We start from the raw sequence: 14,487 nt of genomic DNA, 5'->3' as shown, positions 1-14,487 counted from the left end.
GTCCCTTCCTAAAATATTATATCGTAACGTAACACTCTCGGATTAACCGCCCGAGGGCTATCTTATTGTTTTTGAGAGCCAAATATCATCTGCTTAATCGCCACAGTCTGGCTTATATACTTTAGTGCCGCTCTATCCTTCTGGATATTTCAGCATTTTTTGCTCAATTCCTTTTGAAATTTCATAATTGAGAGAAAAGTAAAAAACCAGACCGTTTAAACTGTCTGGCTGTAGATCTTATTTATACACTTTTAATGTTTAAAAAATTTTCTTTATCTTTTCTTCATATCTGTTTTTGAAAAAATAACAGCTGCCGGCATCTACACCGTAAAAGCTGCCTGAACAGTTAATGGCATTGGCCCGGCAGCCCATACCGCACTTCAGCTTATGTTCGCAGCCGGCACATTCATTGTTTTCCCGAAACAGTTTTTCCAGTCTCGTATCAATGATGTCAAAATACCGCGAGCTATTCATGGCCTCGGTGATGGTTGTGGTCAAAAGGTTCGGCATTTCCTTTTCCATGTACGTACCGGTCATCGGGATACAGGGAAGCAGCCTGCCGTCGGCCATAATATACAGATTTATGCGGCAGCTTCTGCAGACTGTCTGCCGGAGCGCCTTTTCCGTACCGTCATATTTAATCAAAGGGATTATGTATTGATCGTTTTCTTTACCGCAGTAATAAAACCCGCCCAGCATCAGGGCAAAGGGTGCTCCATCCCCGTGGTGTTTTTTGATGAGCTGCAGATAGGCATCGTATAAATCCTTGATGGGGATGTCGTATTGCCCCTGCTCGTGCGCCCAGTTGCCGACGCTCATCGTTGGTGATATTTTCCAGGAGGATATGCCCAGTGCTTTTAAAAGTTCATAGGTTTGGGCCAGTTTATTGAGATTGTCTTTATGCAGCGCTGTTTCTATACCCACCTCGAAACCGTGCCGGCGCGCCCGCTTGATTGCTGCAATAGCCGCCTGCTCCGCTCCCGTCACGCCGCGCAGCCAGTCGTGGCAGCCGCAGCAGTCAAAGCTCAAGTAAATACCGCACTTTATGCCTCTTGTTTGCAACTGCTGCAAAAGCTCGTCGGTTACCAGTACGCCATTGGTATATAATTGGTGTATGGCAATCCTTTTTTCTCTTAAAGCATCCACAAGCTGCCAGAAATCCCGCCGGACAAGGGGCTCGCCGCCGGTCAGGCTGACCTTGCCGATATTGGCGCCAGCAATTTGATCGATTATTTCCAGGCACTGTTCGGTAGTCAGCTCGCCGTATTTGGCCTGGGGCGCCGACAGAAAGCAGTGGCGGCAGCGCAGGTTGCATTTGCCGGTAATTGACCAGTGCACCGAATCGGCAAAGCGCGCTTCTGTCCGGCGGTACTTCTGGTGCCCGGCCAGGCCCTCGCCTCCGGCGCATTCCCCGGCAATACCTTCCTTAACCAGCTTATCAATTGCTTCTTTGTGAGCAGGTAATATGAGCGGCGAGGCAAGGTCCGTCTTTCCGTCACAAAAGCTTGCCGCCTGAAAGGTTATGGTATCCAACAGCATGGTCCGCCCGGTGCCGGTATCAGTCATGCCGTACGGTATACCCTCCCACCCGCGCAAGACGAATTTATCTTTTAATCGTAGGTACATTTCTACTTTCCTTTCATTTTGCTATACAGCCTGTAAGATCCCGTACCCGGAGGCCGGAGATCTTACAGGTTGTCTTGAATAAGTTCGCTCCTTTCGGAGCCAAGGCTTACTTACATATTAGGAATTACCAGTGTGCTGGAGCATCAAGGATGTATGCTTATAAAACAAAACCAGCACCAGCACAAAAACCAATCATACCTACTTGCACACCAACCAAGAGACAGGCTCCTATTGCACCTCCTGCTACAGCATCCAACTCGTTGTTGTCAAGCTCACGATTCACATTTGCCTGACCCATGTCTTCTACATATTGCCGCAGTTCCTCCAGGGTAAAGTCCAAACCCATTTCTGCCGCTATAGGCAAAATTAACTTTTCCACCAGCGCGGCTTTCTTTTCCTCATCCATTGCTTCACCCTGATATTGTTTGTTAAGATCGTTCAATTTCGTCCTAAGACCTTCATCCGCAGCGACCGCCTCATAAAACTTTTTGATATTTTCCTTGGACATTTAAATCTACTCCTTTTTATTCTTTATTGTTTCTCGATAATCTTACTTCCTATCTCGCTATGCATCCCGTAAAATACCGTACCTGGAGGCTGGAGATCTATAGTCTGAATAGCTTGATCTAAGTTCGCTCCTTCCGAAGACGAGTCTTACTTACATAAAATTGGTTAATAGTGTACTGGAGCATCAAGGATGTATACTTAAAGAATCACCCCAGGACCAAAACAAAAACCGCTGCCTCCAACTGTGACACCAACAATGATACAGGCTCCTCCACTAAGTCCACCTGCTACAGCATCCAACTCGTTACTGTCAAGCTCACGATTCACATTTGCCTGCCCCAAATCTTGTTCATATTGCCGCAGTTCCTCAATGGTAAATTCCAAACCCATTTCCGACGCTATGGGCAAAATTAACTTTTCCACCAGCTCGGCGCTCTTTTCCTCATCCATTGTTTCACCCTGATATTGCTTGCTAATATCGCTCAATCTCGTTCTGAGCCCTTCATCCGCGACAACAGCCTCATAAAACTTTTTAACATTTTCCTTGGACATTTAAATCCACTCCTTTTCATTTAGGGTTTAATCCCCGGGGGTTGAACAGCAAATTGGGCAATGTCTTCAAGCGGCCTGCTTGACCATTTTACCTGCCCTTTTGTTTTTGACTTGCTGTATGTTAATACGTTGCTACCGGTTATCCATTACACACTTTCAGTAGTTTTTTTGTATTAATAATTTTAGCCCCGGCATCGCCGAGGCCCCAACACAGTTGACTGAAGAACATCTGATGGCATGGCCGGCTGTTGCTCGTCCGGCTGTTTAGGTCTTAGAAAATCGGGTTGTGCATAGAAAGGAGCACTGGTATGTCATAGAATGCTAAATAAAGATAAGGAAGGGTGGAGGAAATAGTTGAGGGCCTCTGAAACTGTTCCCCAGTTTCAGAGGCCCAAGATAAAAACCTCGACAGTTGAGGCGCCGCGCTGGTTTTACAATCCAGGTATCCCTGGTATTTCAACATCTTTATCTGCAATACAGGTATAATCACCTTGATAAATGACCTTCATAATCATTGATGATGGGCATGTAACGACAGATGTTGCTATCCAGCCGCTCAATCCTCCCGCCACCCCTTGCAATTCTTCATCACTTAAGTCATCTTCATTTTGAGATTGCCTGGTTGCTTTTGCAATATACTCATAAAATTCTTCTCTGGTAAATTGAATGCCCTGTTTTTCTCCCAGTTTAATTATTTCATTGATCATTTCTTCGTTCTTTTTATGGCGTAAATCCTTTAATTGTTTTTGCAGGTTCTCATTATTTGCCAGGCTATCAAATAATAATTTAACATTTTCCATTGACATTTTACATCGCTCCCTAATCAAAAACTGTTTTTCAGTGTCAATACAACACACTATAAATTTTTTCCGGCTCCAGGCAACGCAGGATTTCATAGCCAATGCCTGATGTTCCCTGGAAAAACGAAGGGTTGAATACTACTCCGGTACTGCTGCTGTTTAAAGTATAGGCGCCGGTCTGCCGCTTCCTGAGTACCATTGCCATCATTCTCTGCCGGGCCTCAGCCAGCAGTTCCGGCCGGCCCAGCTTTACAGCCGCTTCCACCAGGAAGTCCACTCTGCCGCTGTTGCCGCAGCAGACATGGTCACTGGAGTCCAGCGGGTAGTTCAGGGTAAAGGCAATGGCATTTTCTATATCTTTACGGGCCGCATCACTGTTAAGTCTATCTAAACCTGCTATTCGCGCCAGACCTATCCCGGGCGCACCGCTGCACCAGCCGGCCATAGAATACTGTTCTCCCCCGGTCTTGCGGGGATTGCTGCGCAGGTCCGGCCAGTTTTTGTATCTTTCATCATATAGACCGCTCTCATAATCCAGCGCCTCCAGGGCGCCATCGTAATAATTCCTATCCTTGGTATATTCATAAAGCTGGAGCAGCGCCAGGGCAATGCCTGCCGCACCGTGACCAAGCCCCGTCAGCGGCTCTTCGGCAAATTCCGAGTCCCAAACCATGTGTCCGGATTTGGCCGCTATTCTGACGCTAAGCAGTCGTTGGCCGCACCACCGGGCCGCTTGGAGCAATTTCTCATCACCAAACCGCTTGTATGCCTCTACCAACACTAAAATAAGCCCGGCACAGCCGGCCATTACATCAAACGCCTTGTCTTCTTCAATTTGCTGCGGCTGAATATTATGCAGTATGCGCCTGGCATCCCGGCAGAGGGATGCGTCCTCCAGATAGTCACCCATGGCCGTAATCGTTCTGGCCATTCCCGCCACCCCGCCGGCCAGACCCAGTGTAAGCCGGCGGACGGGCAGTGGATTTTCAGTATCTGTTAATATTTTTCTAAAACCATCAACAGTGCGTAACGCATTGTCTTTGATCTCTGGCTTTTTAGTTAGATGATACAGCGCCGACATATACAGTCCTAATCCCAGTATCCCGTCATAGAAGGAGAAACCGATGCGCCCCAGGGTAAGCCTCTGGGTCCGTATATCATGCTGCTGTACAATCCAGGTGATATCCCCGCTGCTGCCGGTAATAGCCATATTAATAATTTGTTCATATATTTTTTCCGCTTCATCTATTAACAGCCCGTAATCAAAGCCGGGCAGGCGGTCAAGTCTGATTTTCGCGCGGGCAGGTATTGGCGCGGATGGTTCGTGAGGGTTTTTTTCATACATGGAGAGAACGTTTTCAATTAACCCCAATTGCGTCTTTTTATCCGCCGGGCTGAGCCGGCCGGCCAATTCCTTGGCCCTTGCTACGGCCGATTGGAGAAAATAATCGCCATACACGACACCTGACTCATCTTTTATTGCCAGTCCCTCCGCCTCCCCATAGAAAAGCGGAATATCACGACGGTGCAGCGCCTCACTTTCTGACAGGTACAGGGACCAAACCTCCGGTAAAATCTCCTCAGACGAGGATAATAAATATGCGGGGGCCAGCCTTTCAATTTCCAGGGAATATAGCAGGCCGTCCCGTAAAAATTCCGGTTTTGTGGTGTGGTCCAGTATGTCCCCGTAAATTTGAGAGTTTCTGATTAAAAATCGAAAATTGCTCTGTTTAAACAGGTCAAAAGACGACTCCGGCCCTATAAGTGCTTCCTGGTGGGCAAGCATAAAATCATAAATATGGGAAAACCCTTCCAGGAGTTTTTCCCGGTAATCCCGCACGGTTAACTGTTTTCCCGACAATACCGGCAAGTTGCCGTCTTTTTCACTGCCTCCAAGCAGAGCGCTTAAATCTTCCGACCTGCCGGAAGCGTCTACTTTCCATACCGGCAATAAACCCGTACGCAGCACCGAATCACTTAGAACATCAAGGGCCTTGCAGGCGGCATCCATACCTGCAGCATCCATTTGAAAGGGTCTTACTCTGTGCAGCAGCAGTGTTTCGGTGTCTACCAGTACCGGACAGACGCCCCGGGCAATCAAGTTCTCCCGGTGGAAGTCGTTGCCCCCCAGAACATATAACAGTCCCAGCAAGACACCGGCCCGGAAGTAGAATTCTTCGGCTTCTTTGCTATCCTTTAAAGGAAGGCGCTCAATGAATTCCGCCCATCCATGGTCACCGCCGTCAAATACCACGGGTGTTTTAATAAATGAAGTCATGCCATTTTGACCAAGCCAGTCGTTGAATTTGGACCAACTCCGGTCGATGGACAGGCTTCGTGGCTTGAATACCAGCCTGATACCCGATGCAAAGCTGAGTATATTAACACATTTCCCATGATTATGCGGGTCAGACCAATCGGCTTCTATTGCCTGAACCTGGCCTAACGGCTTGCCGTCACAAAAGACTTTTTCCAGGCTTTTTGTATCTTTTTTCAAAAATACCGCCATTGCGGTATAGTTTTCAACCCACTGGGAAATGGTCGTGGCAATAAACCTGGCCAGGACAGGAAACTCCAGCAGTATCTCCCGCCAGCCCTCCTTCAGGACATGTTCGGTAAATTGCTGCTGGTTTAAAAGTTCTTCCTTCCTAGTGCGTTTTATGTTGAGTAAAAAGTTGACAGGGTTTTTAGCCGCGGCATAGATTCTGTAACGGTACTGCAAAGTATTAAAGCACAATGTACTTAGGGAGTTAACCAGGGATGCGCTCATGTTGGAAAAAGACCGGGGGGAAAACAACTCAACATCAGGACCCAGTTTCTTTTGCAGCAATCCTTCCGCATAATCAACAAAAGGCAGCACGGCCCAAACCATGTGCTGGTTTGACAGGTTTTCCTTTTCTGCCGCCAAGAACATCTCCTGCTGCAGTTCAGCTACATCCGCCGGAAACAATTTCATTATCTCATCAATCACCGTAACCCAGTCCGGAACAGGATGATCCTCATTCCAGACCGTATCACGTAAAATCTTCCGTGCCATTCCCCCGGTGAGATTATCCAATTTCAACCTCTTTAGAAATGCCTTGTTACCCCCGTTACCTCCCGCCTTCTCTTGCCAAAGCCTATACCTTGACTTGCTCAAGTCCTCCCCTTGCCCGGCCGGCAACGGCCTGGTTTTGCCACCCATCCGTTCATGCAGGAAAGCGCCCCTGGCCGCCAGCATAGTTTTCTGGTATTCTGTCAATGCCATACCCTCTACCTACCGTTTCGCTTTTATCTTTTCATACATTGTCAATTTGAAGCCCTGTTCCCGTACCAATTTAACAATTGCAGTCCGGATACCCTGTGAAGCCTCTGATTTCTTTTATGCAACTCTAGCGAAGAATCATATTCGGTTTAGGATTAACTGGTTCTTCATCTAAAACACAGTGTTTTATTGTAACGTTAGTCAGTGCTGAAGCAGTACAGGCACCTCCTAAAGAAGCCAACGAAAACACAACCCAATGAAATAGATCACCACCAGCTACTTCAGCCAGTTCTGCATCGCTTAATTCACCCTGTGTGTTAAATTTTTTTGTCTCCTCATCGATAAACGCCTCCAAATCTTTTTTATCGAATGGAAACCCTTGCGCGGCGGCAAGTCCGACCAATGCCTGCATGCTTTCCTCCGCAGTGCCCTTCGCCTGCTCTTTAATTTGGTGTTGCAGCTTTTCATCCTCTTTTACCTTTGCATAAAAGCTTTTCACATTTTCCACTGACATGCTCGTCTCTCCTTTTTTTATTTAATTTCCTAATGGGTAATACGATCTGACCATCTTTTTATTACAAACTTTTTTGCATTTTCATTCACACAGACCACCCGTAACACATTTTGCGGCTTCCCAGGCATCGTTTATAGTGCGAGATGAAAAAAACCAATGACCCGCCAAGAGTTTGATAGTTATTTACCAAGCTCTTGGCGGGTCACTGGTTTCCTTTCGCTTTACCACATCTTTTAGGATTGAAAACAGTGTATTCCTGGTGCATTGAGTCTTTACTCATCCGGCTGGTGTCCATGGTGAGGCTCTATGCCACCGGCCACATTTTCCAAATCATCTTCATCAAGTTCTGGTGATTCAATCTGTCTGCCTCCAAGCACCTTGATCTTATCCAGCAAACGCTGCCGGAGGTCCCGGGTTATCTTGCATTCGTCGCTAAAATCGGTTTCCGCCAGCAGCCTGGCCAGTTCAATAGTTTTCATGTACTCTTCCCGGTCCGGTCCTGCCGGTGTGATTTTCGCTTTATTATCTTGTATGATTCTATCAATATCTTTGCTGAAGCGTTCAGCTAATTCCCGTTCATTCATATCGTATTTCACCCCTCGGCAGCAAGCCCGGACCGGTCTTAAGCAGCTTGCGTAATAAAGAAGATTTGGTAGAGGCGGGAGTCTTAGCGGCGGTTAACGAGATCAAACTCCGGTTCACTGTTTATCATAAGGCTCCTCTTTATTAATACGCCGCAAGGCGCTATCCATTACATACTTTTCTTAAAAAAATTTATTACTATTCAGCATTCAGGAGCCAGAATACCTTAGCCCGGTTCTATTATTCTGACTCCTGACTCCTGACTCCTATTTTATCAAGCCAGCTGTCTCTTGGCCAGTTCCGCAAACATACCGCCCTGCTCCATTAATTGCGCATAAGTTCCGTTTTCAACGACTTTACCTTTATCCATTACCACAATCCTGTCGCAATTGACCACTGTGCTCAGCCTGTGGGCAATTACTATCCGTGTCGCCCTAAGTTGGTCAAGGCTTTCGCTGACAATAGCCTGAGTCCTGTTATCCAGGGCACTGGTAGCTTCATCAAAGAAAACGATTTTAGGCCTGTTGACAATGGCCCGGGCGATCAGCAGCCTTTGTCTTTGCCCTCCCGACAGGGTGCTCGCCCCCTCACTGACCACCGTGTGCATACCCATTGGCATCGCCTTAATATCCTGATCCAGTCCGGCCATCCTGGCTGCTTCCCAGGCGTCGTCCATGGTTAAATGGATATTTGCCCCTACGATGTTGGTGAAAATACCTCCCGACATCAATTGTCCGTTTTGCAGAACCACCCCCAGCTGCCTGCGCACCGAACGAATATCCACTTTTTCAAGAGCCTGGCCGTTATAATAAACCTGGCCCGATTCCGGCTTCTCAAACCCCAGCAGAATACGGAACAAAGTGGATTTCCCGCTGCCGGAGGTCCCCACAATGCCTATATATTCCCCTGCCTGAACTTGCAGAGAAACGTCTTCCAAAACCAGGGGCGCTTCTTGTTTATAGCGAAAAGAAACATGGCTAACCTCAATGGAACCGGTCAATTCACCGGGGTCGCTTTTTGAATCGTCATATTCCGGTAAGGTCTGCAAAATTGGCCTAACTCTTTCATACAATGGGATAATCACGATTATTGAGGTTAATGCCTGGAATAATGCAATAATAGCGGTCATAAAGCTGGTTAACGCCGAATTAAAAGCAACAAATTTGCCCGCTCCCATAGTATTATGTTGTACACTTACCAGAATATAAAAAATAACCATAGAAGTGATTATTGGAAAAACCGAGTCAAAGGTAGCCAACCGGTTGGATATGGTTCTGCTCTTAAAGGTAACTTTTCTCAGGCCGGTGAATTCCTTTGACCATAAATAAAAAGCCCTTTTTTCCGCACCGGCAACCCGGAGCTTGGCCACACTGCCAATTAATTGCAATATCAAACCGGCAATTTTATTGGACTTATCAACCGATTGCCGCTGGTAACGCATTTGGCTGAATTGAAAGAAAGCAGTCACAGCTACAGCCACTGCTATCAGGATAGTGGCCACACCCGCCAGCCGGGAATCGTAATAAAACAACAGGCCAAAGTTAAAGAAAGAAAATAAACTGGAGATGATGGTAGTAATGACCACCCCGGATAACATCCTGCGGATTTGGCTTATGCCCATGGCCCGCATAGCCAGCTCTCCGGATGTATATTCTTTAAAAAAGGGGGTCGGCAGGCTGAGCAGCCTGTCCCAGACAGCCGCCTGGATGGCTCCCTCCATCCGCCCTTCCAGCCGCAGCATGGCCAGGGAGCGGGTTAATTGAAACAAAAGCCCGGCCAGGGCACCGGCAACGAGGAAAAAAGCAATTTGCAGAAGTTGTGCCTTTTCTCCCCCGGGAATGATGGTGTCAAAGACAATTCCTGTAGCTATCGGGATGACCATGCCCAGCAAACCGCCAAGCAAACCCATTAACACAACCATCGCCAGATCCCGCTTCCAGCAGCTTTCCAGGCCAAAAGTTAAAACATTGCGCAAGTTTAGCTCTTTTTTGGGAAACGGGCGGTAAAAGGCAACAGCAAAGGGCTTTACCCGGGCGGCAATTTGATCATTTACCGGAATAACAGCTTTATTGGCCGGATCGTGCAGCCGGTATTGTGTCGTTGACAGTGGAAGCAAGGCTACCGGTCGATTGTCTTCTTCCAGGTAAGCCAGCAGGGGGCCATTGTCCCGCTTATACCAGTCCCCTTTTAAGGCCACCTGACGGATACGTATATGGGAAGCCCTGGCAATGTCACCAAGGGGATCTTTCTTAGCCATTCCTTTTTCAGCCCGGGGGGCAGGAACCATCTCGATCCTCATGGCCCTGCCCACCAGCCGGCAGGCCGCCAAGAGGGGGTCGTCCGCAACATCTTCCAATACATCTTCCGTACGCCCCGGTTCCGCAACAGACAGTATTCCCTTGAGGGCATTTTCAAAAAAAAGCAGGTTAGTCTTTTCTTTTTCCCTTAGCCGTTTTTTTTCAACCTGCTTCTGCTTTTGGCGGTCGTCAATAATTGCCTGTAAGGCCAGACTGTGAAATTGGTCCAAGGTTATAAGATCGTCACCAAAGGCTGAATGTTTAATCCAGATCACGTCTTCAGTGGCATGAAGAATCTGGATCTCAGGCATTATTCCGGCTGCAATGTCTTTAGCCAGATGATTAATCCACTGGCTGAGCAGGGTGGTTAGTGTTTTGTCGAAATCCTGCTTCACCAGTTGGTGAAAACCGGCCAGGTCAATTTGCAGCAGGCGGGTACCCGGTAAACCTGACAACAGCAGGCCGGCCTGTTCTTCCCCTTCCGGCCTGACGCCGCAAATGATTCCCCCTGCTTCCACCTCAAATAAAAATTTTCTCTCACCCCAGTTTTTACCATTAGAGATTTGAACAGAAAAAACAGTGGCCTTTCCCTGTTCAACCACCCACAGCTTGCCCGGGTCAGTTATCAGTAAAGGCTTGTTTCCCGCCAGTCCAACCCTTGTCCCTTCTTTTAGGAAAAAGTCAGGATTTGCTTTCATCCACACCCACCAGCATTTCTTATGATCTTAAATAGCCTTAATCAGCTCAGCATAACGCCCTTCTACATCCTTTAACTCATCATGAGTGCCGCGCTGAACTATTTTCCCTTGATCCAAAACTATAATTTCGTCGCAATCACGGATGGTGCTCAAACGATGGGCAACAATTATGCAAGTGCAGCCGCGACGTCGAATTCTTTCATCCACTTTTTTTTCCGTCAGCGGATCAAGGGCGCTGGTCGCCTCATCCATAATCAAAACCGCAGGATTACCGGTCAGAGCCCTGGCAATCTCCAGCCTCTGCCGCTGCCCACCGCTGAAGTTATTTCCGCCTTCACTCAGCATTTGATCGTACCCGCCCGCTTTAACGGTAATCTCGTCATGAATGCAGGCATCCTTTGCCGCCCGGATCAAATCAAATTCAGACACAGTTTTATCCCATAAAGTAAGGTTGTCGCGGATCGACCCTTGAAATAAAGAGATCTCCTGGTCCACTAGCGCCAGTGAATTGTTTAAAACCAAACGGGACATGCTTTTCCTCTGCTTTCCGTCAAACAAAATTTCCCCTGACCACGGTTTGTAAATTCCTGAGACTAATTTTGCAACCGTAGATTTGCCGCTCCCCGACCCTCCTACCAGTGCCACCCGGGAGCCAGGGGTCAGCTTTAAACTAAATTCCTCAATCAGCGGCGGCTCCAGGCGGCTGTAACCGAAGGTCAAGTTACGCAGCTCGACATATCCTTCCAGCTTTTCATGATCATCCTTGATACCATCAGCCGGCAGGTCCTCTCTCGTCTGCTCGTCAACGGGATATTTCAAAACATCATCCAGGCGGTTCATATCCCCTTCCATTTCCTGAAGCTGGCTGCCCAGGGAGACCAGCCCGTTAACCGGCTCCAAAAAACTGCTCATCAGGCTTTGGAAAGCAACCAGCGCCCCTATGGTCAGTTCCCCTTTGAAAATGAGAAAGCCACCTAAAACTAAAACCACGGTATTGGTCAGAGTAGTCAGGAAGGTTGGTATAGCCGATAAAAACTGAGTGGAAACTCCCATCTCCTGCTCCGCGTTTAAGGTTTTGGCCTGGTATCCCGACCACCTGGCAAAAAAGTCGGATTCCGCTCCGGATGCTTTCAGGGTCTCAATAATCTGCAGGCCGGACATGGCGGTACCGCTTAGCTTGCCCTGATCCTGCAGCAGTCTCCGGTTTAGATCCACCCTGCGGCGGGAAACATATTTCATATAAAAGATATTGGCAGCGGCGGTCAAAACGCCGGTCAGCGCCAGTAAAATGTTATACTGAACCATCAGGGCAAAGTAAAAAATAATCATGACCAAGTTTAAGGCATTTGTTGCCAGTTGGCCCGACAGGAGCTGGGCCACCCTGTCATTGCTCTGTACACGCATGCTTATATCACCGGCATAGCGCTGGGTAAAAAATTCCACCGGCAAACAAAGCACATGCCACAGAAACTGGGCGGAAGAACTTAAAGCTATTTTTGTTTCCAGTCTTAAAAGGTAATACTGCTGCAAGCTGGTAAGGACACCCCGTAATACGGAAGTCAAGGCCATCCCCAGCAGCAGGGGGACCAGCCAGTTCTCTTTCCCGCCCAGTAAAATATCATCAACAAATATTTTAGAAAAAATAGGAATAACCAAACCGGGTATGACCAAAGCCAGCCCCACCAAAATTACGTAGGCCAGGGCGGTTTCCGATCCCCTCAGCCGCTTTTTTAAGGCAGTTATTATACTTGGCTTACCGCCGGTTTTTTTAAAATCAGGCCCTTCCTCGAATGCCAGCACAATTCCTGTAAAGGACTGGTCGAACTCCTCTTCGGAAACGATTCTGGGTCCGCTGCCGGGGTCATTCAGGTAAACAACCCCTTTGTCAAAGCCCTCCAACACTAAGAAGTGATTGAAGTTCCAGTGAATAACCACCGGCAGTTTCATATCCTTTAAGGCTTCCGGTTCCCTGCGGTAACCCTTGGCCTCCAGCCCGTAATTCCTCGCCGCTTTCAGGATATTGCTGGCTTTACTGCCATCACGGGAAACCCCGCAGGCAATCCTTACCTCTTCAAGGGGTACATATTTTTCATAATAGGCCAAGATCATGGCCAGTGAAGCCGCCCCGCATTCCACCGCCTCCATTTGCAGCACGGTGGGAACCTTAGCCCGTTTAATACTTTTTTTCCTCACCCGTTAACCCCCGTTGCAAATGAACTAGTAAAATGAACTAATAAATAGAAAGGACTCTTTTTAGCGTGGGTATAACCATACTGATGGGACGCTCTTTACTTATGGCCACAGAACCGTCGCAAAATGTGCCGCTATTGATTTTTTGCGGCGACCCGCCGGTAGATGTCCACTTAAACCCGCTCACGGTGGAGCTGTCCACCGTAATGTCCACATGTATTTCCAGTGCTGCGCCCTGCCCCGCCAGCTTGGCCACCAGCCCTTCACTCCCCAGGGTATGCATCATGTCCTGGTCGGTAGCCGGATACTCGGACACCGAAGTCACCCTGCCCAGTATGTAGCCGTATTCTTCCTTTTTCACTGTGCTGGGGGAAATTAGCGCCTCCATCCCGGGTGAAATCCTTTTTCCCAGCTCAGCCGGGACATACAGCACCGCTTCCTGTTTGATGGTGCTTCCCTCGCGATCCAGGCTAAAAAGGCTTGTCCCCGGTTGAACAATATCTCCCTTATTCACCATGACTTCCACCACCCGGCCGTCCACCTGCGCTACTATTTCCGAGGAAGAGATCAGTTCATTCTGTAATTTTTCAATCTTGTTCCCGGTTTCAGCAATTTTTGTCGCCCTGGTAGTGGCGAATTGCTCTTTGAGCATCTGCAGCGAAAGCTGAGCACTTTCCAACTTTTCCCTGTAGGTAATTATGGTATCCTCCCAATCGCCGGCTGTCAGCTTGTTTAAATTCTCCCGGGCCGATTGCACTGCCAGGTGCTGCAAGTCATAATCTCTTTTGGCATTATTAAAATCGTTTTCAGAAACTGCGCCGTTTTTATAAAGAACTGTCATTTTATCCAGGTAACTTTGTTTGTCCTTTTCACCAACCCGGGCTTGTTCCAAATTAATCTCTGCCATTTGTATATCATACGACTGTCCCGATATGGCATTTTTATAATCAGCCTCTGCGTATGTAAGGGTTGCTTCGGCCTCCGTAATTTTTTGGGTTAAACTGTACAGGTCTACTAATTCCGAACCGATGTTTTTATCGCCATCCCCTTTGATACCGTTCTCGTCAAGCTTTTTTAACTGATTCTGTACAGTCTTTAAATCGTTAATTTGTGCCGCCAGCTGGGGTTGATCAATTCTTGCCACCACTTCTCCCTTTTTAACATGGTCGCCCACTCTGACTCGGATATCGGAAATCTGGCCGGAACTACTGTTGAAGATATTGTATATGCCAAAACTATTGGCTATAACTCCCTGCCCGTAAACTTTTGTGGGGATATTCCCGAGAATACCCCACAGTACGGACGTTGCCAGAATACATGCCATTGCCAGCAAAGCAAACCATGCCCTGGGCGTAGTCACTGTTATTAGCTGGTCAAGTTGTTCGGGGGATGAAAGCTTGTCCAACGCTACCTTGCGGAACAAACCCTGTGCCATGAGTCAAGCCACCTCTTTACTCTGCATTACGTCATTATTTCA

At 47.9% G+C, this 14,487-nt stretch carries 10 protein-coding genes; all 10 read right to left on the bottom strand.

Translation table 11 applies throughout. The annotated features are described in order from the left end of the window. Positions 1–258 precede the first annotated feature (258 nt). Positions 259–1,626 (bottom strand): radical SAM/SPASM domain-containing protein, encoded by a 1,368-nt coding sequence (locus BM056_RS04025; protein WP_092468945.1) that lies wholly within the window; start codon positions 1,624–1,626, stop codon positions 259–261. 157 nt (positions 1,627–1,783) lie between these two features. After that, positions 1,784–2,134, bottom strand: a complete 351-nt coding sequence (locus tag BM056_RS04020; protein ID WP_092468943.1) for a Nif11-like leader peptide family natural product precursor — start codon at positions 2,132–2,134, stop codon at positions 1,784–1,786. Positions 2,135–2,331: 197 nt separating this feature from the next. Further along, positions 2,332–2,685 carry a Nif11-like leader peptide family natural product precursor gene (locus BM056_RS04015; RefSeq protein ID WP_092468941.1) on the bottom strand — a complete coding sequence of 118 codons (354 nt, stop codon included), beginning with the start codon at positions 2,683–2,685 and terminating at the stop codon, positions 2,332–2,334. Between the two features lie 431 nt (positions 2,686–3,116). After that, entirely contained in the window at positions 3,117–3,485 is a 369-nt protein-coding gene (locus BM056_RS04010; protein ID WP_165613365.1) for a Nif11-like leader peptide family RiPP precursor, read from the bottom strand. A 43-nt stretch (positions 3,486–3,528) separates the two neighbouring features. Next, the gene (locus tag BM056_RS04005; protein ID WP_092468937.1) at positions 3,529–6,732 is read right to left on the bottom strand and encodes a type 2 lanthipeptide synthetase LanM family protein; all 3,204 of its coding nucleotides are present in this window, start codon (positions 6,730–6,732) and stop codon (positions 3,529–3,531) included. 124 nt (positions 6,733–6,856) lie between these two features. Then, positions 6,857–7,243, bottom strand: coding sequence for a Nif11-like leader peptide family RiPP precursor (locus tag BM056_RS04000; protein WP_092468935.1), 387 nt, complete (start codon positions 7,241–7,243; stop codon positions 6,857–6,859). A gap of 272 nt (positions 7,244–7,515) precedes the next feature. Continuing rightward, the gene (locus BM056_RS03995; protein ID WP_092468933.1) at positions 7,516–7,827 is read right to left on the bottom strand and encodes a hypothetical protein; all 312 of its coding nucleotides are present in this window, start codon (positions 7,825–7,827) and stop codon (positions 7,516–7,518) included. 272 nt (positions 7,828–8,099) lie between these two features. Continuing rightward, complete coding sequence (locus BM056_RS03990; RefSeq protein WP_092468931.1) at positions 8,100–10,820, bottom strand: NHLP bacteriocin export ABC transporter permease/ATPase subunit; 2,721 nt, start codon at positions 10,818–10,820, stop codon at positions 8,100–8,102. A gap of 27 nt (positions 10,821–10,847) precedes the next feature. Beyond that, positions 10,848–13,013, bottom strand: a complete 2,166-nt coding sequence (locus BM056_RS03985) for an NHLP family bacteriocin export ABC transporter peptidase/permease/ATPase subunit (protein ID WP_092468929.1) — start codon at positions 13,011–13,013, stop codon at positions 10,848–10,850. Positions 13,014–13,050: 37 nt separating this feature from the next. Then, positions 13,051–14,445, bottom strand: coding sequence for an NHLP bacteriocin system secretion protein (locus BM056_RS03980; RefSeq protein ID WP_092468927.1), 1,395 nt, complete (start codon positions 14,443–14,445; stop codon positions 13,051–13,053). Positions 14,446–14,487 lie beyond the last annotated feature (42 nt).

The sequence above is a fragment of the Desulfotruncus arcticus DSM 17038 genome (assembly GCF_900113335.1).
Classification (GTDB): Bacteria; Bacillota; Desulfotomaculia; order Desulfotomaculales; family Desulfallaceae; genus Desulfotruncus; species Desulfotruncus arcticus.
This window is presented reverse-complemented; position numbering and strand designations above follow the sequence as displayed.